The organism is Vibrio sp. Y176, from assembly GCF_033438945.1.
Genome location: NZ_JAWOQS010000003.1, coordinates 548,512 through 573,766, shown reverse-complemented (window position 1 = coordinate 573,766; position 25,255 = coordinate 548,512). Strand labels below are relative to the sequence as shown.

The 25,255-nt window shown below is 43.4% G+C and carries 21 protein-coding genes; 10 read left to right on the top strand and 11 right to left on the bottom strand.

Translation table 11 applies throughout. The features are described from left to right. Together R7O13_RS10940 and R7O13_RS10935 are read left to right on the top strand one after the other, a co-directional pair. Positions 1-678 carry an ABC transporter permease gene (locus R7O13_RS10940; RefSeq protein ID WP_053303243.1) on the top strand — a complete coding sequence of 226 codons (678 nt, stop codon included), beginning with the start codon at positions 1-3 and terminating at the stop codon, positions 676-678. Between the two features lie 154 nt (positions 679-832). Beyond that, complete coding sequence (locus R7O13_RS10935) at positions 833-3,550, top strand: ImpA family metalloprotease (protein ID WP_318303830.1); 2,718 nt, start codon at positions 833-835, stop codon at positions 3,548-3,550. Positions 3,551-3,643: 93 nt separating this feature from the next. Here R7O13_RS10935 and xthA read toward each other — a convergent pair whose 3' ends face one another. From xthA to dinG, 5 genes are all read right to left on the bottom strand, one after another. Then, positions 3,644-4,450: an exodeoxyribonuclease III gene (gene xthA / locus R7O13_RS10930; protein ID WP_005378433.1), complete on the bottom strand. Its 807-nt coding sequence runs from the start codon at positions 4,448-4,450 to the stop codon at positions 3,644-3,646. Between the two features lie 93 nt (positions 4,451-4,543). After that, the gene (rsmS, locus tag R7O13_RS10925; protein WP_005378432.1) at positions 4,544-4,708 is read right to left on the bottom strand and encodes a pleiotropic regulatory protein RsmS; all 165 of its coding nucleotides are present in this window, start codon (positions 4,706-4,708) and stop codon (positions 4,544-4,546) included. Further along, positions 4,708-5,253 carry a primosomal replication protein gene (locus R7O13_RS10920; protein ID WP_033905048.1) on the bottom strand — a complete coding sequence of 182 codons (546 nt, stop codon included), beginning with the start codon at positions 5,251-5,253 and terminating at the stop codon, positions 4,708-4,710. Before R7O13_RS10920 ends, rsmS begins: the two co-directional genes overlap by 1 nt. Beyond that, positions 5,250-6,035 (bottom strand): sulfite exporter TauE/SafE family protein, encoded by a 786-nt coding sequence (locus R7O13_RS10915; RefSeq protein ID WP_005387866.1) that lies wholly within the window; start codon positions 6,033-6,035, stop codon positions 5,250-5,252. Before R7O13_RS10915 ends, R7O13_RS10920 begins: the two co-directional genes overlap by 4 nt. Positions 6,036-6,049: 14 nt before the next feature. Next, positions 6,050-8,125, bottom strand: a complete 2,076-nt coding sequence (gene dinG, locus R7O13_RS10910; RefSeq protein ID WP_053303240.1) for an ATP-dependent DNA helicase DinG — start codon at positions 8,123-8,125, stop codon at positions 6,050-6,052. Between the two features lie 514 nt (positions 8,126-8,639). Here dinG and R7O13_RS10905 point away from each other — a divergent pair. Continuing rightward, a complete protein-coding gene (locus R7O13_RS10905) occupies positions 8,640-9,719 on the top strand; it encodes a porin (protein ID WP_005378424.1) in 1,080 nt (359 codons plus the stop codon). 76 nt (positions 9,720-9,795) lie between these two features. After that, on the top strand, positions 9,796-10,473 hold the full coding sequence (locus tag R7O13_RS10900; RefSeq protein ID WP_017634732.1) for a DUF2057 family protein: 678 nt from the start codon (positions 9,796-9,798) through the stop codon (positions 10,471-10,473). Positions 10,474-10,558: 85 nt separating this feature from the next. Here R7O13_RS10900 and R7O13_RS10895 read toward each other — a convergent pair whose 3' ends face one another. Next, positions 10,559-11,260, bottom strand: coding sequence for a pseudouridine synthase (locus tag R7O13_RS10895; RefSeq protein ID WP_005387874.1), 702 nt, complete (start codon positions 11,258-11,260; stop codon positions 10,559-10,561). Positions 11,261-11,571: 311 nt separating this feature from the next. On the opposite strand from R7O13_RS10895, the gene R7O13_RS10890 reads away from it, so the two are divergent. Further along, positions 11,572-13,797, top strand: coding sequence for an NADP-dependent isocitrate dehydrogenase (locus R7O13_RS10890; RefSeq protein ID WP_005387876.1), 2,226 nt, complete (start codon positions 11,572-11,574; stop codon positions 13,795-13,797). 183 nt (positions 13,798-13,980) lie between these two features. Here R7O13_RS10890 and cspD read toward each other — a convergent pair whose 3' ends face one another. Further along, positions 13,981-14,199, bottom strand: coding sequence for a cold shock domain-containing protein CspD (gene cspD, locus R7O13_RS10885; RefSeq protein ID WP_005378407.1), 219 nt, complete (start codon positions 14,197-14,199; stop codon positions 13,981-13,983). Between the two features lie 704 nt (positions 14,200-14,903). On the opposite strand from cspD, the gene clpS reads away from it, so the two are divergent. Then, positions 14,904-15,224 (top strand): ATP-dependent Clp protease adapter ClpS, encoded by a 321-nt coding sequence (clpS, locus tag R7O13_RS10880; RefSeq protein ID WP_005378419.1) that lies wholly within the window; start codon positions 14,904-14,906, stop codon positions 15,222-15,224. Between the two features lie 50 nt (positions 15,225-15,274). Next, positions 15,275-17,542, top strand: a complete 2,268-nt coding sequence (gene clpA / locus R7O13_RS10875; RefSeq protein ID WP_213915086.1) for an ATP-dependent Clp protease ATP-binding subunit ClpA — start codon at positions 15,275-15,277, stop codon at positions 17,540-17,542. Between the two features lie 127 nt (positions 17,543-17,669). On the opposite strand, the gene infA is transcribed toward clpA, so the two are convergent. The 3 genes from infA to aat all read right to left on the bottom strand — a co-directional run bounded on the left by infA (position 17,670) and on the right by aat (position 19,375). Then, positions 17,670-17,888, bottom strand: coding sequence for a translation initiation factor IF-1 (gene infA / locus R7O13_RS10870; protein ID WP_001040192.1), 219 nt, complete (start codon positions 17,886-17,888; stop codon positions 17,670-17,672). A gap of 81 nt (positions 17,889-17,969) precedes the next feature. Then, positions 17,970-18,671 carry an arginyltransferase gene (locus R7O13_RS10865; RefSeq protein ID WP_151514645.1) on the bottom strand — a complete coding sequence of 234 codons (702 nt, stop codon included), beginning with the start codon at positions 18,669-18,671 and terminating at the stop codon, positions 17,970-17,972. After that, positions 18,668-19,375 carry a leucyl/phenylalanyl-tRNA--protein transferase gene (gene aat / locus R7O13_RS10860; RefSeq protein ID WP_308387114.1) on the bottom strand — a complete coding sequence of 236 codons (708 nt, stop codon included), beginning with the start codon at positions 19,373-19,375 and terminating at the stop codon, positions 18,668-18,670. Before aat ends, R7O13_RS10865 begins: the two co-directional genes overlap by 4 nt. A gap of 39 nt (positions 19,376-19,414) precedes the next feature. Between aat and R7O13_RS10855 the strand changes: the two genes are divergently transcribed. Together R7O13_RS10855 and aroA are read left to right on the top strand one after the other, a co-directional pair. Then, complete coding sequence (locus tag R7O13_RS10855) at positions 19,415-19,891, top strand: glycine zipper 2TM domain-containing protein (RefSeq protein WP_005378348.1); 477 nt, start codon at positions 19,415-19,417, stop codon at positions 19,889-19,891. Positions 19,892-20,181: 290 nt separating this feature from the next. Then, complete coding sequence (aroA, locus tag R7O13_RS10850; RefSeq protein ID WP_005387883.1) at positions 20,182-21,462, top strand: 3-phosphoshikimate 1-carboxyvinyltransferase; 1,281 nt, start codon at positions 20,182-20,184, stop codon at positions 21,460-21,462. Between the two features lie 63 nt (positions 21,463-21,525). On the opposite strand, the gene R7O13_RS10845 is transcribed toward aroA, so the two are convergent. Further along, on the bottom strand, positions 21,526-21,774 hold the full coding sequence (locus tag R7O13_RS10845) for a YciN family protein (protein WP_005387884.1): 249 nt from the start codon (positions 21,772-21,774) through the stop codon (positions 21,526-21,528). 434 nt (positions 21,775-22,208) lie between these two features. Here R7O13_RS10845 and topA point away from each other — a divergent pair, with 434 nt between their 5' ends. Next, a complete protein-coding gene (gene topA, locus R7O13_RS10840; RefSeq protein WP_005378351.1) occupies positions 22,209-24,839 on the top strand; it encodes a type I DNA topoisomerase in 2,631 nt (876 codons plus the stop codon). Positions 24,840-25,255: the final 416 nt, after the last annotated feature.

Below are 25,255 nucleotides of genomic sequence, written 5' to 3'. Positions count from 1 at the left end.
ATGGACTTTTCTTTGATTATTGAAAGCTTTCCAACTTATCTTCAGGGACTTTGGACAACAGTTTGGTTAGTGGGATTAGCGTTGGTTATTGGCTTGTGTGTCTCTATCCCATTAGCCGTGGCACGCAATAGTACCAATTACGCTCTAAGCTTACCTTCTTGGGGATTCATTTACTTTTTCCGTGGAACGCCGCTATTGGTTCAGCTGTATTTGATTTACTACGGCATGGATCAGTTTTTCCCTGTGAAAGATACCTTATGGGAGAACGCTTGGTTCTGTGCTTTGGTCGCTTTTATTCTTAATACATCGGCTTACACCGCAGAAATTATTCGTGGTGCGATTAATGGTTTGCCGAAAGGTGAGGTGGAAGCTGCGAAAGCGTATGGCATGAGTAAGTTTATGACATACAGACGTATTATCTTGCCGAGTGCATTGCGTCGAGCATTACCAGCTTATTCAAACGAGGTCATATTTATGCTGCACGGAAGTGCAGTCGCGGGCATCGTTACCATCATGGATTTAACTGGTGCTGCGCGTCTAGTTAACTCGCGCTACTATGCACCATTTGAGTCTTTCCTGACGGCGGGGCTGTTCTACATGGCACTGACGTTTATGATTTTGTGGTGTTTCAAAGTGGCAGAGAGGCGTTTCTTAGCTTATCTACGTCCTTTAAGCTAATTATCAATAGAGGCAATAGCACCGGAATGGGTGCTATTGCTTTTGATAATTTTGTTATCTTCATTCCTATTTTTCCAGCCGATATAAAAGACTCTTTCTTATTATTCATTAACTTACATTAACATTCGGTAAACTCATTGTTTAGTAAGTAAAAATGAAAAAAACAATTCTATCGTTGGGCATTGCCGCCTTAGCCACAGGATGTGGAGAGGGAGAATCACAACCTAATGCTCAAGTAAAACCAACGCCAGCTCCAGTTCAACAAGCTCTGGAAACTGGTAATGCACTGCTCGTTTCTGACCCGAGCGATTTCATTCGTAAAAGTCATCAGGTTGTGGAAGCTCACAAGATGCAGTCGAACACGATCAAATCTGCAATTGCGAAAAACCTTTCAGGTCTTTATTGGGATCCAACCCATGATGCCGCGATCTTGGCACCTAAGTATGGCTTCAACGACACCATCTTGATGACCAATAAGGCCATGGTAAGCGGTTACAAAGATCAAGCTCTGTCAATTGGCGTTGCCGGGGAAAAGTCTAATGGTCAACGTTACGCACTATTAGGTAGTAACCCATTTAGAACGGCACAACGTTTTCCCGACTCTTCCAACGCAGCGATGACGCAATGGTTAAGTAACCTGGTCACTTGGGTGTCGGGCGGAGTTACTTCAAACGTCGTCATCGCGCAAATGGATCAGTCTTATTACTTTCCGGATGAGCAAGCGACTCGGAATTGGCTGAAAGACAATGTTTCACAAGAGCTGGCGTTTAACGAGGCCAACCTATGCGATGGTTCGAAGCTACTTAGCTGCTTGCAAACCAATACTCCAAACTTATTGATCTTGTCACAGCATCTGCAATCTGGAGATACCAACAAACCAGTACTCGAAGCTTTGGAATACGCTGAGCAAGCCCAAATTCCTGTTCTATACCTGCATTGGGATGGAGGACTAACTGATCTTGGCCAAGACATTTTGGAAAAATTCCATGTTGATTATGTGGGAGATAACTATTGGCGTAAGTTAGGCTTGGTCGACTGGGAACCTTCATCGTTGATGAACGTTGTGCCGGACTCTGTCATCACACAACAAGCGCTGTTGTCTCGTTTTGAATCTCAAAATTTCAACGTTGACTTGTCAAAGTGTGATGACAAATCCTGCCCTGACACTGCGAATATGGACAGTCAATTTTATGCAGGGGCAAACAGCATTCGCCATTGGTTGCAAAAGCTTGATGAACAAAAAGTAGATTTGTTTAATCAAAACGGCTACCAATACGAAAAACTCATGGTATTGCTGGCTGATCATTATCGTCAAACGGTTGTCTTCCCGATGGACAAACAATCAACCCAAACGACCGAATTCCTAAAGTCGTACTTTGCCGATTACGTGCAATACAACAGCCGAAGCGTAAACCCAAAACAACCAAATATGGGGAACTTCAGCCGTAGTGAGTTTAGCCCTGACATAAAGAGAATCAGTGCAACGATTAATATGGAATCAAAGCGTAACTTCCGTTCGGCTGGTGTGTATGCGCTTCCTGGGGAAACCTTTACGGTTAAACGTAATGACAGCAATGATGTGGCGACTAAGATTGTCATCAACACTTTAAGAAGTGGTGCAACTCATGAGTTCAGCAAAGATGGATACACGCGACCAAAACTGCTGACTTCATTCGGCTATGAAGTGAAGCCGGGTGAAACCATCACGCTGACTTCTCCTTATGGTGGTCCAGTACAGGTTCACTTTGACAAAAATGATGTTCCGGTTGAACTGAAATTTAATCATGTGGCACAGCATCCAGTTTGGAGAAGTGAGAAGGACAACGACGCTTTTATTCAACAGTTAGAAGCCAATTTATTCGATTGGGCTGAGCTGATCACTCCTGGGTTTGAAGTACACTCAAAGCGCGACAAAATGTTGGAGTCGGTCAACGATGAAATGTGGTCTACCCCTTCGGAAATGGCGCTTGCAACAGAAGAATATGTTCACAACTACCCGCATGTGCTGGCAGGTTTCCAAGGGCCGGGCATAGATGAAGTGCCTGAAATTATTCAATACGCCCAAAACCAAGGTTGGGAAATCGCCAATATTGATATAGTGAAGCACATGAACGCTGACCAAGCGACGTGTGGTTATGGTTGTTCGGGTAACCCTTACGATGCTTACTGGTCATTCAGCCCACTCGGTCACGGTGATTTACATGAGCTTGGTCATGGTTTAGAAAAAGGTCGATTCCGATTTTCAGGCTGGGAAGGGCATTCAACGACTAATTACTACTCGTATTACAGTAAGTCTCGTTTCTTCCAGAATACGGGAAAAGTTTCAACTTGCCAAAGCTTGGATTTCAAAGGCCAGTTTGAATTATTGCAAGCTAGCCGAACTCAAGCGGATCCAAACGCATACATGGCTGCGCAAAATCAAACCAGTTGGAGTTGGGGCGCTCGTGTTTACATTCAAATGATGATGGCGGCGCAGCATGAAGGTGTGCTTAAAAATGGTTGGCATTTATTGGCGCGCTTGCACCTGATTGAACGTGAGTTTAACCGCTTAAAATCGGACGATGCGCTTTGGGATGAGAGACGATTGAGCATTGGTTTCGCCAACTACTCTCGGGAAGAAGCAAATAGCATCTCGAACAACGACTGGTTGCTTATTGCTCTGAGCTACATCTCTCAGCGAGATATGACTAACTATCTCGATATGTGGGGGTTCTCGTTCACAGAAAAAGCGAAACAGCAGGTTGTGGCGCTGAATCTACCGCCGATGCCGCTCACTTACTTTGCAAGTAGTAATACAGGCTACTGTCTGAACGAATTTGCTCAAACACCGATAACTATTGATGGTCAAACGGTTTGGCCGCTGAATCAGTGATTAAATGGTAATTTGTATGAAAAAGGGAGACTGAGTCTCCCTTTTTATTGGACTAAGCTTAGCGTTGAGTCTCGCTTATAGCTTTGCAATATATTACTTAAATGTTGACCAGATTGGTGCGTGATCTGAAGGCTTCTCGATACCACGAAGCTCATAGTCGATACCAGATTCAATACACTTTTCCGCTAGAGAAGGGGTTGCCAAAATGACATCAATTCGTAGGCCACGGTTATCATCAAAACCGCGAGAACGGTAGTCAAACCACGAAAATTGATCGTTCACCTCTGGGTATAGCTTACGGAAGGTGTCCACAAAGCCCCAGTCTAGTAAGGTTTTCAACCATTCGCGCTCTTCAGGTTGGAATGAACATTTACCTGTTTTTAGCCAACGTTTACGGTTTGGTTCGCCGATACCGATATCTGCATCAATAGGGCTGATGTTGATGTCACCCATAACAATCAATTGCTCGTCGTTATTGTGATGATCGTTTAGGTAGGTCATCAGATCTTTATAGAATTGGCGCTTGTATGGGAATTTGGTTTCGTGGCTGATGTTATCCCCTTGAGGGAAATAGCCGTTTAGCACAGTGACCTTTTCGCCGTTTTCATTTAAAAACGTTGCCATGATCATGCGCTTTTGATGTTCTTCGTTATCCGTCGGGAACCCTTTTTGTACGTGTAGAGGCTCTTGCTTACAAAGCATTGCTACGCCGTAATGTGCTTTTTGACCATGAAAATACACTTTGTAGCCCATGGCTTCGACAGCTTCAATCGGGAATGCTTCATCGTGAACTTTAATTTCCTGAAGACCAATCACATCAGGTTGGTGTTTGTCGATTAGCGCTTGGAGCTGGTGCAGTCGCGCACGTAGTCCATTGATGTTAAAGCTGATTACTTTCATTATTTATCCTTTTGGGGCGTACTTTTTATGAATAGTATCATTGTGTAAGAGCACTGGAAATGAGTCTCGGTGAAAGGAGTGAAACGCTCTGAGCTACTTTGCTTTTAATTTGTTTTCTAAGTCGTTTTGCACGATCTTTAAAGCGTTAAGCGCAACTTCTGGATCTATCTCATTGCTCTCAAGCAAATAGATTAAATCGACAGCCAGTTTGATCTCTTCAGGTGCGTCATCTAAAGGCGAGGTTGGTTGGTCAGCCATTATTGATGTTTTTCCCTATGTGTAATTTGGTTCTCTAGCTTAAGAAGTGCTGCTTCACAACGCGCTAAACGTTGCTCGGTTGCTAGTAATACTTTTTGAGCGTCGGCACGCATAAAACTCGGAGCGCTTTCGACAGCACGTTCTTTTTCTAACACCATCTCGCGCAAGCGTCTTGCCCACTCTTGGTGTTGAGCGAGTTCCTGATAAAGCACGTTGATAGGCTTGCGGAAATAGCTGCTATGTTTGATTTCATTCTTACGAATTTTAGTGGTAGAAATCTCGCGTTGAATCGCACCGATTTGTGCCACTAACCGTTCAGTGAGGTACTCAGCACGCAAAGCGGTGAGCTTACCTTCATTTTGCTCACGCACAATCGCATCCAGCGTGGCTTTTGCTTCTTTTACGCAAGGAGTAAGTAAGCGAGAGCGGCAACCAAATAAACGCTCATCAAAAAGCGGAACATGATGTTCGCCTCTTTGACGGTCAAGAACAGCGGCTTGCTTCGCCATTTGTTCTAGATTTTCCTGGAGTTGAGAAATGTTCATGACAAACCTACAAACCATGCGTCATAAGCCAATTTAATGGCTAGTATGCTGACGACAGTAACAAATACAGGACGAATGAATTTAGAACCAAATCTAATAGCGGAGTGCGCGCCAACAAAAGCACCAGCCATTAAACATACTCCCATTGTTAAGCCTAGCACCCAGTTGATATGTCCGAGGAATGCAAAAGTGATCAAAGAGGTAAAGTTACTGGTAAAGTTCATTGCTTTTGCTAAGCCAGAAGCGAGCAAGATATTCAGCCGGTACAGCGCCATTGAACTTACTGTCCAAAAAGCCCCAGTTCCAGGCCCTGCGAGTCCGTCGTAGAATCCTATGGATAAGCCTTGCATGTACTGTTTTTTATGAAGTTTTGGACAAGGCTCGGGTATTGGACTTTGATGAGCAGAGTGGGGTGTTTTATGAAAAACGGTATACAACGCTGCCGCCAAAATAACAAGCGGCAATCCTTTTTCCAGCCAATCCGTACTAATCGCATCTACAAATAGCGTACCTAATGTCGCTCCGACGAGTGTTGCCACGAATGCACGCCTCCAGCATTGAGGTTTGAATAGACGTTTTTTGTAGTACGTAAATGCTGCAGTAGAAGAAGCAAAGGTAGCGGCAAGTTTATTGGTGCCTAGTGCAATATGAGGCGGCAAGCCTAGCGAAAGTAGAGCAGGTACGGTAAGCATGCCACCACCACCGGCAACTGCATCAATAAATCCAGCGACAAAAGCGACAAGCGCCAACACCAACAGCATGGTTGGCTCAATCATTTCCATAAATGGTGATTCTTCTAATATTCTATTTTACGTTTAAATGGAGGTAGTGAGTCGATTAAGGCTTGTCCGTATCGCTTAGTGACTAGGCGTCGATCAAGAATCGTTACTCTACCAGAATCTCTCTCTTTACGCAGTAAGCGACCTACGCTCTGGATCAGCTTTTTGCTTGCGTCTGGTACAGTTATTTGCATAAACGGGTTTCCTCCTTTTTTCTCAATGTATTCGGAATGAGCCTGCTCAACAGGGGAGGTTGGAACGCCAAATGGAATTTTTGTAATCACCAAGTTTTCAAGTAATTCGCCAGGTAAATCTAGCCCCTCAGAGAAACTGCCAGTACCAAATAAGATGCTGGTTTTATTTGATTCTATTAGCTTTTTATGTTTTTTTAGAATTTCTTGACGTGAGCTTTCACCTTGAACTTGCAACGCCCAGCCTTTTTTTATGAACTCCGAAGAGAGTGCCTTCGCGACTTGGTTCATCTGCCAATAGGATGAGAATAATACTAAGTTGGCTTTCTTGTCTTCCAAGTACTTAGGCAAGATCTCAATAAGATATTCAGTAAATTGAGGCGCTGGTGGTTCATATTTCATCGCAGGGATGAGTAATTCTGCCTGGTTTTGGTAATCGAATGGTGACGCAAGCGCTAAAAACTGAGTGCCTGATTCTGGTTTTCCATCAATACCAACCTGATGGCAAAAGTAATGGAAAGAGTTTAATGCACGCATCGTTGCGGAAACCAAAATGGCGCCAATACATCTGCTCCAAATCTGTTGGTCGAGTTGCCATCCAATTTCAAGTGGCGAAACACTCACAATGAAATCACCCTCGCGATCGGGGTGGGTTTCTAACCAGCGAGCTAAAGGCGCACCTTTTTCACGAGTTGGTTCAGCCATTAAATGCCATACTTGCGCTAGGTTTTCTAACCTTTGAATGTAGAAACCGAGCTCTGCAAGCGCTGGTTCAGCCAACCTTGTCGCAAGCTCCCCGTCTTTTACTCTTTCCGCAATAAGGTCGGCAATTTTTGCCACACTCTGATTTGCTTTTTTACTGAACTGTTTTAGTTCTTTGGATTGGTTCTCTAGCCACTCAGGTAGTTCACCGTGTTCGAAGCGGTAGATACCCTCTTCAAATTGAGCTGGGTCGAACTGTTTGGGCAATTGAGTCAGTGCCGGTATCAAGTTCTGAACCGCGTCTTGAAGGTCGTTGCGAAATCGAGCTACGCGTTTCTCGTCTGCGAGTGATGAAAACTTACTAATCGACTGATTTAACTTCTCAAGCCATGCTGCCGCGCCTTTTAAACTCGCAGATGCTGAAGCATGGTCACGAGCGACGTGAGGTAAGTGATGTGCCTCGTCGAAGACGTATATTGTATTTTCTGGCTCAGGTAAAATCACGCCGCCACCTAAATCTGCGTCTGCCATGACGAGAGAGTGGTTAGCAATGATGACATCGTTTTTATCCAACTCTGAGCGCGCTTTTTGGAATGGGCAGCCGCGGTGGCCTGGTAAACTGTTATTGCAACTGTGTTTATCACTGACAATCAGTTGCCAAAGCTTATCGTCGATGGGTTTAGGCCAAGAATCACGGTCACCGTCCCATTTACCTTGCGCAAGAGAGCGATGCATTGTTTCCAACAGCTCTATATCTTTTTGCTTAGGCTTGGTTTCGAACATGGCTAACTGACCACCATCAGCACCGCTAGCAGTGGCGAGCTTTTCTGCACAACAATAGCGTTGACGGCCTTTTGCCAAAATAAAAGAAAACTCGCGGTCAGTAATCCGACGAAAAAGAGGGAGGTCTTTATTTATGAGCTGCTCTTGCAGAGCGACGGTCGCCGTTGAGATAACCACTTTTCTATTGTTATGTACAGCCACGGGAATGGTCGCCATTAGATAGGAGAGCGATTTACCAATTCCAGTCCCTGCTTCTGCAACGAGTATTCGGTTAGATTTGTGATACTGACCGCACAGCGTTTTTGCAATCTCTGCAACAAGGTAGTTTTGTGCTCTTCTAGGCACAAAGTTATCAAGTTGATCTTGAAGGTTTTGATAGCTATTACGAATCGATTTTTGAATGTTACTGGTCAGCATACGGGCCTCAAATGCGTTGGAGGCGAATAGTAGCACACATCACTAGTTGTACAGTAGTTCACAAAACGGAATGCTTTTATAAGGAATGTAGATCTCCTTCACAAAAAAATATTGAACCTTATCTTAATGAAATTAATTTCATTATATGAAAAATATAAAACTCCAACTTGGTCTTATTTGTAGGTTTTTATTCTTTTTTTGTTTTTTTAAAATTTACTTATTGGATTAAAAAACCATTTGTTAATAATTTTGTAAATTACAAATAATAATGGGGATTGGTTAGATGTTCGTCGAATAAATAAAGGTAAACTTATTAAGTTGTTGTTTTGTAATGGTATTTTGTTTTTTTTACATTGGTATTTAGAAAATTTGACAGCCAGAATAATCTTTTGCACTCTTAGCTCCAGATTTTGAGGAGGTGCTGTATAACGTTTTGTTAACGCTCTACCTCAAACATATAAAAAAGGGAACCGGACAAGGATATCCCGAACTAAGAAAAGGCAGTGGATTAATTATGAAAAAAACTCTATTAGCACTAGCTGTAGTTGCGTCTGCAACTTCAGTGAACGCAGCTGAAGTATTCAAATCTGAAGAAGGTTCTGTAGATTTCTACGGTCAGCTACGTCCAACTCTTCTATTCACAGAAAAAACTGATCACACAGCAGAGCTAAACACTAGCTCTTCTCGTACTGGTGTGAACGCGGTTTACGTTGTTGACGAAAGCCTAAAAGTTCTGGGTGAAGTTGAAATCGGTGTTGCTCTAGGTGACAACTACGACGCAGGTGCTGATTCAAGCGAGCGTACAGATGACTCTGTATACGTACGTCGCCACATCATCGGCTTTGATATGGGTGATATGGGTACTCTTCGCTTCGGTAAAGAAGGTACTTGGGCTGATGACGTATACTTCGCAGATTACTCTTACTTCTTCGGTGGTAACGCAGCGGAAACTGCATACGGTCACGCTTGGAACAACGATTCTCAAATCAAATACGCTTACGAAAATGACGCATTCTGGCTAAAAGCTGGTTACGCGCTAGGCGAAAAAGATTCTAACGAAGAAGTACTAGAAGTATTCGTTGGTAAATCTTTCAACGACCTATCTCTACACGCTGGTGTACTTACTGCAAACAACGACATCAACGTAACTAAAGAGAAAAAACTAGTTCTTAATGGTGTAGAGCAAACAGTTTCTCACACAGAGCGTACTGATAACGAAAACCTATCTTTTGAAGTAACTGCTGAGTACGCACTAAACGAGCACACTCTAGGTGCTACGTACTACTACAACGAAAACGAAGATAAGCTAGGTAAATCAACAGTTGATTCACACTACATCGTTGTAGCTGGTATGTTCGCTGTTGCTCCTAAAACAACTCTATACTCTGGTTACGAGTACTTAGCTCAGTCTACTGACGAAGCAGGTAAAGTAGACGCAGACTCTTCTTGGTTCTACGCTGGTGTTGAATACAAGTTCTCTAAATGGGCACGTGTATTCGCAGAAGCGGGTTACACTTTCGAAGGTACTGACTTCGACAACAAAGACACAGACGACGCAACTAACTTCGGTGTTGGTGCTCGTTTCTACTGGTAATCAATACCCAGTTTGATATTGTAAGACCCAGCTATATGCTGGGTCTTTTACTATGAAGATAAGGATGAAAAATTCTATGCAGTTATCATTAAAAGTGGCAATGGCACTGTCTATTTTTGCCAGTACAAACCTCTACGCTGCAACGACTTTAGTGGTTCCAGAAGACGTGAAGTTATTGGCCGTCAACATGGAGAAGCCAGATCTAGAAGGTGGTCTTTTTTCTAGTGAGAAGACAATCGAACTACCTGACGGAACGAATCAAATTGTCTTCAAATATCAACCTACATTCGAAATTAACGAAAACCTTAAGACGGTTTACAGTGATGTAATCGTTGCTAAATTTGATGCTGAAAACGAAAAGCTAACGTTTGAACTGCCAGAGTTTAAAACTCTTCGCCAAGCGCAAAACAACATCTCGCCTCTAGATTGGCAATTACTGGATACCAAAGGCCAACCTATTGCTTTGGTCGAAGATGTATTAGAGTCAGATGGTGTTCAAATTGGTCGTAATTACCCTCAAGAATCTCGTAACTACAATATTGCTGGCGGTATCGCGAGTGTTGCCGTTAGTTATGTAACTGTGAATCAGCATCAACAATCAGTAAGTGATATCGAGCCTCGAGTTGAGACTAGTGATACCCGTTCAACAGCCGCATCGAACGACAGCCCAATGGTTGATGTATTAAAGACTATGTACCAGAAAGCGTCTCCGGCGGAAAAAGAGGCATTTAAAAACTGGCTTGCTGAGCAGTAATCCCTTAGTTCATTAGATAGGGCTTAACTGAAAAAGTACGAATCTAAAAAGCAGGCTTTAAGCCTGCTTTTATCTTTTCTGCTTATTAGAGAGAGATTTCTCTCCATTCACCAGGCATTAGGTCGTTAAGGACGATATCACCCATCGAATGACGAATGAGGCGCAAAGTAGGGAAGCCAATGTGCGCAGTCATGCGACGCACCTGACGATTTCTTCCTTCGATAATGGTAATGGCTAACCAAGTGGTTGGGATATTTGCGCGAAAACGAACCGGAGGCGTTCTGTCCCAGACTTGTGGTTCTGGAATAACTTCAACTTCGGCTGGTAGAGTCATACCATCTTTTAGCTCTACTCCCTTCCTCAATTTTTCAAGATCTTGCTCCTGAGGAGCGCCATCGACTTGAACCCAATAAGTCTTCGGCGATTTTGACTTTGGCTGCGTTAACTTCGCCTGCAAGATGCCATCGTTAGTGAGTACCATCAAACCTTCGCTGTCTCGGTCCAATCGGCCAGCCGCATAGACATTTTTGATTGGGATATAGTCCGCTAACGTTTTGCGACCATCGCCATCGGTAAATTGACTGAGCGTATCGTAAGGCTTATTGAAAATAATGACTTTACGATCTTTAGGGGCCACTTTTGGCTTTTGGCTTTTTGTTGGGCGATTAGGGCGGCGGTCTTGCTGAGTACGAGTCTTCGAGCCATTGCGAGCTCCTGAGTGTTTAAAATGGCCCGTTTTAGACTGGTTACGACTGCGACCTTTTTCCTGACCTGTACGAGATGACATGTTAACTACCCTGCAAAAATGTAAATGAACTGTGTTTGAAAGTTTTAAGTTTTCTCATGATCGGATATGATTTGCGCGCCTAAAACTAACAAACGCGCACAGAATGATAGACTAATTCGTGTTATTTGTTTAATTATATCAGTGCACTCATGGATTCAGAGCTTAGAGCTTCAAACTACAACAAAGAGTGCGAACCGCATGTGGCGTTAGTGAGGAGACATGTACTGCTAACGTGCAGCAATGCGTCAATTAAACCAACTCAGACGCTGAGTTGATCAGCCAACAAGTTGATTAAAAAATAGGGAAATTTCATGCCTACAGAAAAACCTACAATTATCTACACCATCACTGATGAAGCGCCGGCGCTAGCAACTTATTCATTACTACCAATCATTCAATCATTCACAGCATCGTCTGGCATCAATGTAGATACTCGTGATATTTCACTAGCAGGTCGAATTATCGCTAACTTCCCAGAGCATCTAAAAGAAGAACAGCGCATTGGCGATGCGTTGACTGAGCTTGGTGAACTAGCTCAAACTCCAGAAGCAAATATCATCAAGCTACCTAACATTTCAGCTTCAGTTCCTCAGCTTAAAGCGGCGATTAAAGAGCTTCAGGCGAAAGGTTACGATTTACCAAACTACCCAGAAGAGCCGAGCACGTACGAAGAGAAAGCGATTAAAGCGGCTTACGACAAAATCAAAGGTAGTGCGGTTAACCCAGTACTTCGTGAAGGTAACTCAGACCGTCGTGCTCCGACTTCGGTTAAGAACTACGCGAAGAAAAACCCACACTCAATGGGTGCATGGTCAGCAGAATCTAAGTCTCATGTTGCGAGCATGTCAGACAATGACTTCTTTGGTAGCGAAAAGTCTACAACTATCTCTGGTGCAACAGATGTCAAAATCGAGTTTGTCGGTAATGATGGTACAGTTAAAGAGCTTAAGTCTGCGTTCCCATTACTAGATAAAGAAGTCATTGATACTTCAGTAATGAAGAAGAAGGCGTTGGTTGAATTTTTCGAGAAAGAGATTGCTGAAGCGAAAGCACAAGACGTGCTGCTGTCTCTTCATATGAAAGCGACGATGATGAAAGTTTCTGACCCTGTCATTTTCGGCCATGCCGTAAAAGTTTACTACAAAGACGTTTTCGATAAGTACGGTAAGCTGTTTGAAGAGCTAGGCGTTGATGTAAACAATGGCATCGGTGATGTTTACTCAAAAATTGAGTCTCTACCTGAAGCGCAAAAAGCAGAAATTGAAGCGGCCATTCAAGCGGTTTACCAAACTCAACCAGAACTTGCGATGGTTGACTCTGATCGTGGTATCACAAACTTACATGTACCAAGTGACATTATTGTAGATGCTTCTATGCCAGCAATGCTTCGCTCTTCGGGTCAAATGTGGGGACCAGATGGTAAACAAAAAGACACCAAAGCGATGATTCCAGATCGTAGCTACGCAGGTATTTACCAAGCGGTTATTGATTTCTGTAAAGAGCACGGCGCATTTGATCCAACCACTATGGGTAGCGTACCTAACGTTGGTCTAATGGCTCAGAAAGCTGAAGAGTATGGTTCTCACGACAAGACATTCATTCTAGACGCTGCGGGTACTGTTCGCGTTGTTGATGCTTCAGGTAACGTACTGTTAGAGCAAGCGGTTGAAGAAGGTGATATCTTCCGTATGTGTCAGGTTAAAGACGCACCAATCCAAGATTGGGTTAAACTAGCAGTGACTCGCGCACGTGCAACAGGTGTTCCAGCTGTATTCTGGCTAGATGAAAACCGCGCGCACGATGCTGAGCTCATCAAGAAAGTAAACGCCTACCTACCAGATCACGATACTGACGGTCTAGAGATTAAGATCCTATCTCCTGTTGAAGCTTGTAAGTACTCACTAGAGCGTATGAAAGCGGGCCTAGATACTATCTCTGTTACAGGTAATGTTCTTCGCGACTACCTAACAGACTTGTTCCCAATTCTAGAGTTAGGTACGTCTGCTAAGATGCTATCTATTGTTCCATTGATGAATGGTGGTGGTCTATTTGAAACAGGCGCTGGTGGTTCTGCTCCTAAGCACGTTCAACAAGTAGAAAAAGAGAATCACCTTCGTTGGGATTCTTTGGGCGAGTTCCTAGCGCTTGCAGCTTCGTTAGAGCATTTAAGTGTAGCGACAAACAATCCTAAGGCTCAGGTTCTCGCAGATACACTAGATAAAGCGACCGGTGAGTTTTTAGACACCAACAAATCTCCGTCACGCAAAGTGGGTGAGCTAGATAACCGTGGAAGCCACTTCTATCTTGCACTTTACTGGGCGAAAGCGCTTTCAGAGCAAACGGATGATGCGGATCTTGCTGCTGAATTTGCACCAATTGCAAAAGCGCTGTCAGAGCAGGAAGAAACGATCGTTGCTGAGCTAAATAATGCGCAAGGCGTGAAAGGTGAGCTAGGAGGTTACTACTTACTAGACGATGCATTGGTTTCTAAATTGATGCGTCCAAGCGAAACCTTTAACGCAATCATTAACAAGTAAGTTAGTGTAAAAACACGTCGTTTTCGGCGTGTTTCCTATCCTGTAAGTGCGTTGTAAGTGTTCCTTTTGTAACACGTGCTCTAAATAGTAAGAAACCCGCTATCTTTGCGGGTTTATTTTTCTCTTCAAAACATCAACGTGGCGTTTCGAGAGCAATATTTTAATATTTCGACAGCGCTCTAATTATTTGGCTTGGCCTTCAAGAGGCACGACGCTACTCGCGTGACAGCCTTTGGGACCTTTTTCAATCTCGTAAGAGACTTGTTGGCCTGCTTTCAGTGTACGATAACCGTCCATCTGGATAGTTGAGTAGTGGGCAAAGATATCTCCCTCTTCTTCATCTGAACAAATAAACCCAAATCCTTTGGCATTGTTAAACCACTTTACTGTACCTGTAGCCATGCTTTACATCCCTCATGCATTTTTTACTGATGTTGTTACTGCAACCAAGTTATACCTTTAACTTGGTACTACCATTGTCAGCGAATGCCAACAAACGTCAAATCAATGATAAGTCACATTCATCAAACCACTTAAAGGAGAGAGGTTTCAAAATGATGATTTATGCATCGACACTTTCCACTGTAGTCAATGAATTTCGACAGTCAATAGCAGTGAGCAACAAACAGAAACATAATTGAAAACAAATCACTTTTGAGATTAACAAATTTGCAAACAGTTTTTCGTATATACGCAGAAGTTTAGTCAATTTGCCTATGAAGTGGCTCATACTGAAAAAGCCATACTGTCCGTGTTGCTTATGGGAGAAGAATCCTCTGACTGAATAAAAAATGAAGTTTTCGTGATAATTACCGTATTCTCAATGAGGAAGTGTGATCCAGATAGAAGATGATGGGGTGGTTTGCAATAGTCCGAGAGCAATAAATAGAAAGTTCTTTTATAAGAAAAAATGTGTAACTTATCGACAAGCATCTTTTATTTGCGCCGTATCAAGACGTGCATTAGTCTCTATATTAGGTAGCAACTTTTATCGATCAAAGATCGAATTCGGTGCCATAACTCACTACACCGCGCTGCATGCTTGTGGTAGATTGTTTTTATAGGTCGAAAACATCAACCCTTTGATACGATATCTTTAGATTGCCATGAGTAAAAATTTTGAATGGGTCACTCCGGACTCTGATCTTCTGGAGCGAGAAAGTACGAAAGTCCAGCCACCTAAGCTGTACAATGTCGTACTCAATAATGATGACTATACACCTATGGATTTCGTCATAGAGGTGCTTGAGCGATTTTTCTCACATGATATTGATAAAGCAACTCAAATCATGCTTCAGGTCCACTATGAAGGAAAGGCAATCTGCGGCACATACAGCGCAGAAATTGCCGAAACAAAAGTAGCGCAAGTTACGATGTACGCAAGGGAAAATGAACATCCGCTACTTTGCACTATGGAGCAAGCGTAAACAAAGAAGACTTGCTCGAACAACCCCAGTTGTTTTTTCGGGAGGTACTTATGCTAAATAAAGAACTAGAGTCAAGCCTTAACGGTGCATTTGCTCGGGCGCGAGATAAACGCCACGAGTTTATGACTGTCGAACACCTCCTACTTGCATTGTTGGAAAATGATGCAGCTAAGGAAGCCCTTCTAGCTTGTAAGGCGGATCTTGACGCTTTACGCAACGAACTCGATATTTTCATCGATCAAACTACGCCTCTTATCCCAGATAGTGATGAGACGCGTGAAACGCAGCCGACTTTGAGTTTTCAACGTGTACTACAACGCGCCGTCTTTCATGTACAGTCGTCTGGTCGTAATGAAGTAACAGGCGCCAACGTGCTTGTTGCTATCTTCAGTGAACAAGAGTCGCATGCCGCTTACTTACTGAAGAAAAATGACATCTCCCGATTAGATATTGTTAACTTCATCTCCCACGGTATTACTAAAGCATCAGGTGCAGGTGAGGATTCATCATCAGACTCGTTTAGCTCAGAAAGTGTTGAAGAGCCTAATTCTGAAGAACGCCTAGAAAGCTTTGCGACGAATCTTAATCAAGTCGCTAAAGATGGAAACATCGACCCACTCATTGGACGTGATAAAGAGTTAGAGCGCACTATTCAGGTACTTTGTCGACGCCGCAAGAATAATCCACTACTAGTGGGTGAGGCAGGGGTTGGTAAAACAGCCATAGCGGAAGGTCTTGCATGGAGAATTGTCGAAGGGCAGGTCCCTGAGGTTATTCAAAACAGCGTGATTTATTCACTAGATATTGGCTCTTTGCTCGCTGGTACCAAATACCGCGGTGATTTTGAAAAGCGCTTCAAGGCGATTTTGAAACAACTTGAAAAAGAAGAAGATGCCATTTTGTTCATCGATGAAATACATACCATCATCGGTGCAGGCGCGGCATCTGGTGGTCAAGTCGATGCAGCAAATCTTATTAAGCCTCTTTTAAGTAGCGGTAAGTTGCGTTGTATTGGTTCGACGACATACCAAGAATACAGCAACATTTTCGAGAAAGAGCGTGCGTTGTCTCGCCGTTTCCAAAAGATAGACGTTGTAGAGCCTTCATTGGATGATACAACTAAAATCTTGATGGGCTTGAAGCCGAAGTACGAAGCTCACCATGAAGTACGTTATACCAATAAAGCACTGCGTGCCGCGGTAGAACTGTCGGCTAAATACATTAATGAACGCCATCTACCAGATAAGGCCATTGATGTCATTGATGAAGCTGGTGCTCGTAGTCGTCTTGCTCCTGCAAGCCGTCGTAAAAAAACGGTCGGAGTGGCTGATATCGAATCAATGGTTGCCAAAATGGCGCGAATTCCAGAGAAGTCGGTTTCTTCTTCAGATAAAGACATTTTGAAAAACTTAGATAGCAAAATGAAGATGTTGGTATTCGGTCAAGATAATGCGATTGATGCATTATCCGAGGCGATCAAGCTGACACGCGCAGGTTTAGGTGTAGACAACAAACCTGTTGGTTCATTCTTGTTTGCAGGCCCAACAGGGGTTGGTAAAACAGAGGTGACGGTGCAGTTATCTAAGCTTCTAGGTATCGAGCTACTTCGTTTTGATATGTCTGAGTATGGTGAGCGTCACTCCGTAAGTCGCTTGATTGGTGCGCCTCCTGGTTATGTCGGTTATGACCAAGGTGGTTTGCTAACTGATGCTGTTATTAAGCACCCACATTCAGTCGTATTACTTGATGAGATTGAAAAAGCGCACCCTGATATCTTTAACCTGCTGTTGCAAGTCATGGATAACGGTACGCTAACGGACAACAATGGTCGCAAAGCAGACTTCCGTAATGTCATTCTTGTTATGACAACTAACGCAGGTGTGGCGGAAACCGAGAAGAAATCAATTGGTTTGATTCAACAAGACAACAGTCACGATGCAATGGCGGAAATTAAGAAGGTGTTTACTCCTGAGTTCCGTAACCGTCTTGATAACATTATCTGGTTTAACAGCCTTGATGAAAACGTTATCCATCAAGTGGTTGATAAGTTCATTGTTGAACTGCAAGTGCAACTTGATGCGAGAGGCGTTTCAATGGAAGTATCGCAAGACGCTCGCCATTGGTTAGCACATAAAGGTTATGACAAAGCTATGGGGGCTCGCCCAATGGGGCGTGTTATCCAAGAACAGCTTAAGAAGCCTTTGGCTAACGAACTGTTGTTTGGATCTTTAGTTGACGGCGGTACAGTGAAAGTAACGCTGGTCAACGATACGCTTGAGTTTGAATACTTAAGTGAGAAAGAGACAGCGATGCATTAATCGTTAGTCGGTAACAAACGCGCACGAGAAGATCGTGCGCTTTTTTATCTGAACTAAATCGGAAAAAATTGTGCAATAAAAAACGGAGCAGCTTGCTCCGTTTTTTATTGCATCCGAAAATCAGAGATTAACGAGCGCGGAAGACGATGCGGCCTTTTGACAGGTCGTATGGAGTCATCTCTACAGTTACTTTGTCACCCGTTAGGATACGGATGTAGTTCTTACGCATCTTGCCAGAGATGTGAGCAGTCACAACGTGACCGTTTTCAAGTTCAACACGGAACATAGTGTTTGGTAGAGTGTCAAGGACTGTGCCTTGCATCTCGATTACGTCTTCTTTAGCCATTTAATCCTCTTTAGAAATTAGGCAATATTAGCGGGCTATATTCTGCCGCTAAATAGTAATTATGTAAAGTTGAGGCGTATTCTACCCTCGCCAACGCTGATTTACTAGCCTTTGGTGGCGTTGAAAGCGTGTTTTGTAGCTCATTGCTGGGCACTCATCAATCTGATATCCCAAATATAGCCACTGTTGTTTGTTTTCTTGGCAGTATTTAATTTGATAAAGCACTGCTAACGTGCCAAGAGATAACTCGTAGTCAGGGTCAAAAAAAGTATAAAAAGCACTCGAGCATTGTGGCATCAAATCTGTCACTGCAATGGCGAGCAATTGATCTGATTCATCGTAAATGTGTAAAAACGACGTTGTCAGCCAGCTAGTTTGAGCAAATCGAGCAAACTCATCACGCTTTGGTGGGTACATAGTGCCGTTTTTATGCCGTTTGCAGATGTACCGACTGTAAAGCTCAAACCATTCCTCATCCATTTCAGGTTTCATATCCCAGCGTAAAGACTGTGCTTTATTAAGCAGCCTCTTCTGACTTTTTGATAGTCTAACGTCTGGAATCGAGACTCGAATTGGCTGGCAAGCGGTGCAATGCTCGCAATGCGGTTTATATATGGTATCTCCGCTACGACGAAAACCGTTAGCCATGAGCAACTGGTAATTTTCTTCAGTATGCAGCCTTTCATCAAGCGCCACCGCAACCCGCTCTTGCCGTTCAGGCAAATAACTACAAGGGTGATTATTCGTCAACCCTATTCGAATATGTTGTATATCCGTACTCATACTGAATCCTGCAAAACTTGGGGATGATAGGCATCAAATAGTGTTTGCTTTTCTCTTAAAGATAGTAGTTTTTGCATAAATTCGTCACGCTCAAGTTCAAATGCGCCAAGTGATGCCAAGTGAGAATTCATAACTTGGCAATCGATTAATTGACCTTGCTTTGACGCCAAATGGTTGCATAAGTACCACAATGCAATTTTGGATGCGTTATCTTTTAGACTAAACATCGACTCTCCGCAAAAAAGTTGGCCCACGCAGATGCCATATAGTCCGCCAATCAGGTTGTTGTCATGCCATACTTCTACAGAGTGACAGTGACCAAGTTTGGCTAACTCAATGTAGGAAGCTTGCATTTCCTCGTTGAGCCATGTTTCCTCTACAGGGCGTGTTGAAGAACATAGTCTAATCACTTCTTCTGTCGCGAAATTGAGTGTTACTTTATAGTTATGTTTACGCTGAAATTTTTTGAGACTTTTAGATGGCTTAAACTGCAATGGGTCAAACACAGCGCGCGGAGAAGGGCTCCACCATAAAATAGGTTCACCAGGACCATACCAAGGGAAAATGCCTTGATAGTAACCATTGAGGATTCTCATGGGGTTTAAGTCACCACCAAAAGCCAGCAAACCATTGGGGTCGCTGAGTGCTTTATAGGGTGAGGGAAAGTTGAACGTTTCATCGAGTTCAGTTAAATAAATAGCCATAAGAAGTCGTTACCAACATTGGAGTCAGAGGAGTTTATGATGACCTGGTTAAGAAATATCGTAAAAGTATGGCTTGGGATCATACTGTTTTTACCACTTGTCGCCAACGCAGCCTATGAAAGAAATGTTGCCAAGCCAGTTAATGAAGTAGTTTACGGGAAGATTGACTCTGTCCGTTATATTACTCAACAAGAGGTTGTTCAATCGAAAAGTAACGGTTGGAAGACACTACTTGGTGCCACTATCGGTGGTTTAGTCGGTAATCAATTTGGTGGCGGTACGGGAAGAGAAGTCGCGACGGCAGTGGGTGCGCTTGCAGGTGCCGCAGTTGCTCAAAACCAAAGTAATTACCAATACACGGTTGAATATAAGTTAGTTGAGCTACTCATCAAAGTGAAGGGTGATAAGCTAATTAATGTCATCCAAGATGTTGATAAAAATATGTTATTTAGTCGAGGGGATGAAGTTCGTATTTTATATTTTGATGATGGAGTCAGGGTTGATATCACTTATTAACCCTAGGTTGTTTTAGTCTAACGAAGCCTAATCAGGCATGTACAGTCGGGCTGGCTTATCGTCAAATAAAGTCGAAATAGTTTGCTGTTTCGCCGTGCTTCTTTCGCTCTGATTTACATCGCTGGCAATGCCTTTAATTCTGTATCTTTAGGCTGCTTGAGGATATTCATAAATTAGCGCCGATTTACTCTGGTTTTGTCGTGTTTTTTTGGGTAGTCTGAATTCACGAAGAATTGTTTAGCCCTCATAAAAAATCGTATGTTGAGGGCACAAAGGATTATCAACTTTTAATGGAAAGCCTAACGTTACAACCTATCAATAAAATTCAAGGGGAAGTGAACCTTCCTGGCTCTAAAAGCGTTTCTAATCGAGCTCTTTTACTTGCTGCTCTTGCTAAAGGCAGAACTCGCCTTACTAATCTCCTCGACAGTGATGATATCCGTCATATGCTGAATGCGCTGACTAAACTAGGCGTTCAATACCAACTTTCCGAAGATAAAACAGAATGTCTCGTTGAAGGCCTTGGGCGTCCGTTTTCTGTCTCAGAGCCGGTAGAGTTATTTCTCGGCAATGCTGGCACTGCGATGCGACCATTAGCTGCGGCTCTTTGTCTTGGAGAAGGGGAGTATGTACTGACGGGCGAACCTCGTATGAAAGAGCGTCCAATTGGTCACCTTGTCACGGCACTGAAAGATGCTGGTGCGAACGTTGAGTACATGGAAAACGAGAACTTTCCGCCTCTCAAAATAATTGGTACTGGCCTAAAAGCAGGTACAGTTTCTATCGATGGGTCCATTTCAAGTCAGTTCTTGACCGCTTTCTTAATGTCTGCGCCATTGGCTGAAGGTGAAATTCGCATCAACATCGAAGGCGATTTGGTTTCTAAGCCTTATATCGATATCACCCTGCATATCATGAAGCAGTTTGGAGTCGATGTGATCAACAACGACTATCAAGAGTTTGTGATCCCAGCCGGTCAGCAATACATCGCTCCAGGTGATTTCTTGGTTGAAGGTGACGCGTCTTCTGCTTCTTACTTCTTGGCGGCGGCAGCCATCAAAGGCGGAGAAGTTAAAGTCACGGGTATCGGTAAAAACAGCATTCAAGGTGATATTCAATTTGCTGATGCGCTTGAAAAAATGGGTGCAGAAATTGAATGGGGTGATGACTACGTAATTTCACGTGTTGGTCAATTAAAAGGCATTGATATGGATTACAACCATATCCCTGATGCTGCAATGACCATCGCGACAACAGCGTTATTTGCCGAAGGCACTACCGCTATTCGTAACGTTTATAACTGGCGTGTAAAAGAAACAGACCGTTTGTCAGCTATGGCGACTGAGTTACGTAAAGTTGGTGCGGAAGTGGAAGAAGGGGAAGACTACATCATCGTCAAACCTGTCTCTCAGTTAAAGCATGCTGCGATTGATACTTACGATGATCATCGAATGGCGATGTGTTTTTCGCTGGTGGCACTTAGTGATACGCCTGTGACGATTAACGATCCAAAGTGTACGTCGAAAACGTTCCCTGACTACTTCGACAAACTTAAGGCTTTAAGTTGCTAAATATTCTGACCTAAAACAGGAAAGCCAGAGTGAATAACACTCTGGCTTTTTTGTTTCCCAATACTATTTAACCAGCGTAAATTCCTTAGAAAGGTGATGCGCTAAGTATTTGAACATATTGAATACTGCAGTCGTATTTGAAGTTGGTAAACCTTTGTCATCAAGGAAGTATTCACCTTTAAAAACTAAAACACCTTCTTTTTCTTCTACGCTTGTTGCTCGCATCCCCTCGATGTAATCATCGTGCTCTTGGATGATTTGGTTAGCGATCAAAAGAAGGTCGAACTCTTCGATAAACGTTCTATCAGACATATTCTTTCTACCATCCTATTCAGTTAAGAACGCTGAGTATACCTACAACTAAAATGGGTTTGCATGATTAATTCAGTCAATCGTTCAGTAAGACTAAACAGATCAATTTTTAGAGTATAAGCATGATGCGGAGGAAGATGGCAGAGCATTGAACCAAACTATTTTGTGATGGGTAACAAAATTTATTGCATTGGATTAGCGGATGCTAAGTTTGCCTGTTTAGATATGCCGCTCAATACCTTTCAGAACCCTGTCTCTTTGAAGTATAAAGACGATGAATTGTCAACCAATCGGATCTGAATTTCAAAAAAGCAGTTGATCTTCTTTTCATCTCGCACAATAGTAAAAAAAGAAGCAATGAAATAGAACATTATGCGGGTGGCCTTTAAACAAGGTTTCTACCCGCATTATTATGAAGGACGTTAGAGTCAGTTATGGGTAAATCACTCGTTATAGTGGAGTCACCAGCCAAGGCAAAGACGATAAATAAGTACCTTGGTAAAGACTTTATTGTTAAGTCTAGTGTTGGTCATGTGCGTGATCTGCCTACGGCCGGTCAAAGCACTGGTGAGAAAAAAGCCGCAGCCATCTCAACTAAAGGGATGAGTCCGGAAGAGAAAGCGCGCGTTAAAAAAGAGAAAGACCGCAAAGCGTTGATCAAAAAGATGGGGATTAACCCATATCATGACTGGGAAGCGAATTACCAAATCCTTCCAGGCAAAGAAAAAGTTGTCAACGAACTACAAAAACTCGCCAAAGACGCAGATTGCGTTTATCTCGCAACCGATTTGGACCGCGAAGGAGAAGCAATCGCATGGCACCTTCGTGAGATCATCGGTGGCGATGAAGAGCGATACAAACGTGTAGTTTTTAACGAAATTACGAAAAACGCGATCCAACAAGCTTTCCAGACACCTGGCGAGCTGAACATGGATGGTGTAAATGCCCAACAAGCACGTCGCTTCATGGACCGTGTCGTTGGTTTTATGGTTTCACCTTTACTTTGGAAAAAAGTGGCTCGTGGTTTATCTGCTGGTCGCGTGCAGTCTGTTGCGGTGAAACTGTTAGTTGAGCGCGAGCGTGAGATTAACGCGTTTGTACCAGAAGAATTCTGGGACATTCATGCGAATACGAAAACGAAAGACAAAGCGGACTTTAAACTGCTTGTTGCTCAGAAAGACGGTTCTGCGTTTAAGCCAGTTAATGAGGCAGAAACCAAAGCAGCGATGTCTGTACTTGAGAATGCAAGTTACGAAGTATGTAAGCGTGAAGACCGCCCTACAAAGAGCAAGCCCTCAGCACCTTACATCACCTCTACGCTTCAACAGGCAGCAAGTACACGTCTGGGCTACGGCGTGAAAAAGACCATGATGCTAGCTCAGCGCCTCTATGAGGCCGGTTACATCACTTATATGCGTACTGACTCGACTAACCTAAGTGCCGAGGCTGTGGACGCTGTACGTGACTTTATTGGTTCTGAGTTTGGTGATAAGTACCTACCAGCGAAACCATTGACGTACGGTAGCAAAGAAGGAGCACAGGAAGCGCACGAAGCGATCCGCCCTTCAAATGTGGGTGTTAAGGCGGAAGACCTGCAAGGTGTCGATGCTGATGCGCACAAACTTTATGCTTTGATTTGGAATCAGTTTGTAGCGTGTCAAATGACGCCAGCAGAATACGATTCAACAACCATTAGCGTAAAAGCGGCAGAATACACGCTTAAAGCGAAAGGCCGTATCCTTAAATTTGACGGCTGGACTCGTGTACAGCGTCCAATGGGCAAAAACGAGGATACAATCCTTCCAGCGGTACAACTTGGCGATAAGCTAAGCTTAGAGTCACTTGACCCTAAACAGCACTTTACAAAGCCACCTGCGCGCTACACTGAAGCAGCACTGGTTAAAGAGCTGGAGAAACGAGGCATTGGTCGTCCGTCGACTTACGCATCGATCATTTCTACGATTCAAGATCGTGGCTACGTGAAAGTTGATCAGCGCCGTTTCTACGCTGAAAAAATGGGTGAAATTGTTACTGACCGCCTTGATGACAGCTTTAACGATTTGATGAACTACGACTTTACTGCGCGTATGGAACAGAAATTGGACCAAATCGCTGAAGGTGAAGTGAACTGGAAAGCTGTGTTAGACAACTTCTTTGCTGATTTTACTGGCGATCTTGAAAAAGCGGAGCTGGATGAGTCAGAAGGCGGTATGAAGTTAAACCACATCGTCATGACGGATATCGAGTGTCCGACGTGTAGCCGTCCAATGGGCATCCGTACTGCTTCGACAGGTGTGTTCTTAGGCTGTTCAGGTTACGCGTTACCACCAAAAGAGCGTTGTAAGACAACCATCAACTTGGGTGACGAAGAAGGTATTATTAACGTTCTAGAAGAAGACGTTGAAACCGCAGCTCTTCGTGCTAAAAAGCGTTGTCCGATCTGTGAAACAGCGATGGACGCATACCTGATTGATGACAAGCGTAAGATGCATGTTTGTGGTAATAACCCGAACTGTGAAGGCTACCTTGTTGAATACGGCGAGTTCAAAGTAAAAGGCTACGATGGTCCAGTTGTTGAATGTGACAAATGTGGCTCTGATATGGTGCTTAAGAACGGTCGCTTTGGTAAATACATGGATTGTACGAGCGAAACGTGCAAGAACACTCGAAAGATCTTGAAGAATGGCGAAGTCGCGCCCCCGAAAGAAGATCCTGTTCATTTCCCCGAGTTGCCATGTGAAAACTCAGATGCGTATTTCGTACTTCGTGATGGTGCTTCAGGTCTATTTATGGCGGCAAGCAACTTCCCGAAATCGCGCGAGACACGTGCTCCTTTGGTTGCTGAACTGGCACGTTTTGAAGAGCGTTTACCTGAGAAGTTCAAATACCTAGCGACCGCACCGCAAGAAGATCCTGATGGTCGTCCTGCAGTTGTACGCTTTAGTCGCAAAACAAAAGAGAACTACGTTCGTTCGGAAGAGAATGGCAAACCATCTGGTTGGACAGCGCTCTTTGTTGACGGTAAGTGGGAAGTCACTGATAAGCGTAAAAAAGCGAAAGCATAAAAACGTACGATCTAAGTAATGTAAAAAGGCAGCGATATCGCTGCCTTTTTTGCGTAAAGGCCACTGTGTTGTTCGTATAGATCTTTGCTGCTTTGACTGAGTTTTGCTGACGCGAGAAGATCCCAGTATCAATATTTCGTAGTCGCTGATGTATTTTTTATGTAAAAAATATTCGTTGTAACTTTCATTTTGCATTCACATATTTGTTATACATTGGGCTAAAAAATCGGCGGTGTAGTGAATCCGTTCGTAAATTGTTTTCACAATGTAATCGTTTGCTTTTCCATGTGTGATCTAGATATCGTCTTGAGTACGCAAGAGCTGTATGGTACACAGAATGGCGTATTAAAAATTGTAATTTAGAACCCGCTTAGATAATTTATTACAAAAATTAGTGCAACTGTGTGCATTGTTTG

What these genes read in the sequence shown, in the direction of transcription:
- R7O13_RS10855 (WP_005378348.1), top strand. Translation starts at nt 19,415, where the DNA reads ATGACCTGGTTAAGAAATATCGTAAAAGTATGGCTTGGGATCATACTG.
- cspD (WP_005378407.1), bottom strand. Translation starts at nt 14,199, where the DNA reads ATGGCTACAGGTACAGTAAAGTGGTTTAACAATGCCAAAGGATTTGGG.
- R7O13_RS10935 (WP_318303830.1), top strand. Translation starts at nt 833, where the DNA reads ATGAAAAAAACAATTCTATCGTTGGGCATTGCCGCCTTAGCCACAGGA.
- R7O13_RS10895 (WP_005387874.1), bottom strand. Translation starts at nt 11,260, where the DNA reads ATGTCATCTCGTACAGGTCAGGAAAAAGGTCGCAGTCGTAACCAGTCT.
- infA (WP_001040192.1), bottom strand. Translation starts at nt 17,888, where the DNA reads ATGGCTAAAGAAGACGTAATCGAGATGCAAGGCACAGTCCTTGACACT.
- R7O13_RS10845 (WP_005387884.1), bottom strand. Translation starts at nt 21,774, where the DNA reads ATGTCTGATAGAACGTTTATCGAAGAGTTCGACCTTCTTTTGATCGCT.
- topA (WP_005378351.1), top strand. Translation starts at nt 22,209, where the DNA reads ATGGGTAAATCACTCGTTATAGTGGAGTCACCAGCCAAGGCAAAGACG.
- R7O13_RS10920 (WP_033905048.1), bottom strand. Translation starts at nt 5,253, where the DNA reads ATGAACATTTCTCAACTCCAGGAAAATCTAGAACAAATGGCGAAGCAA.
- xthA (WP_005378433.1), bottom strand. Translation starts at nt 4,450, where the DNA reads ATGAAAGTAATCAGCTTTAACATCAATGGACTACGTGCGCGACTGCAC.
- R7O13_RS10865 (WP_151514645.1), bottom strand. Translation starts at nt 18,671, where the DNA reads ATGAGTACGGATATACAACATATTCGAATAGGGTTGACGAATAATCAC.
- aroA (WP_005387883.1), top strand. Translation starts at nt 20,182, where the DNA reads ATGGAAAGCCTAACGTTACAACCTATCAATAAAATTCAAGGGGAAGTG.
- R7O13_RS10915 (WP_005387866.1), bottom strand. Translation starts at nt 6,035, where the DNA reads ATGGAAATGATTGAGCCAACCATGCTGTTGGTGTTGGCGCTTGTCGCT.
- R7O13_RS10900 (WP_017634732.1), top strand. Translation starts at nt 9,796, where the DNA reads ATGCAGTTATCATTAAAAGTGGCAATGGCACTGTCTATTTTTGCCAGT.
- clpS (WP_005378419.1), top strand. Translation starts at nt 14,904, where the DNA reads ATGAGTAAAAATTTTGAATGGGTCACTCCGGACTCTGATCTTCTGGAG.
- rsmS (WP_005378432.1), bottom strand. Translation starts at nt 4,708, where the DNA reads ATGGCTGACCAACCAACCTCGCCTTTAGATGACGCACCTGAAGAGATC.
- R7O13_RS10940 (WP_053303243.1), top strand. Translation starts at nt 1, where the DNA reads ATGGACTTTTCTTTGATTATTGAAAGCTTTCCAACTTATCTTCAGGGA.
- clpA (WP_213915086.1), top strand. Translation starts at nt 15,275, where the DNA reads ATGCTAAATAAAGAACTAGAGTCAAGCCTTAACGGTGCATTTGCTCGG.
- R7O13_RS10890 (WP_005387876.1), top strand. Translation starts at nt 11,572, where the DNA reads ATGCCTACAGAAAAACCTACAATTATCTACACCATCACTGATGAAGCG.
- dinG (WP_053303240.1), bottom strand. Translation starts at nt 8,125, where the DNA reads ATGCTGACCAGTAACATTCAAAAATCGATTCGTAATAGCTATCAAAAC.
- R7O13_RS10905 (WP_005378424.1), top strand. Translation starts at nt 8,640, where the DNA reads ATGAAAAAAACTCTATTAGCACTAGCTGTAGTTGCGTCTGCAACTTCA.
- aat (WP_308387114.1), bottom strand. Translation starts at nt 19,375, where the DNA reads ATGGCTATTTATTTAACTGAACTCGATGAAACGTTCAACTTTCCCTCA.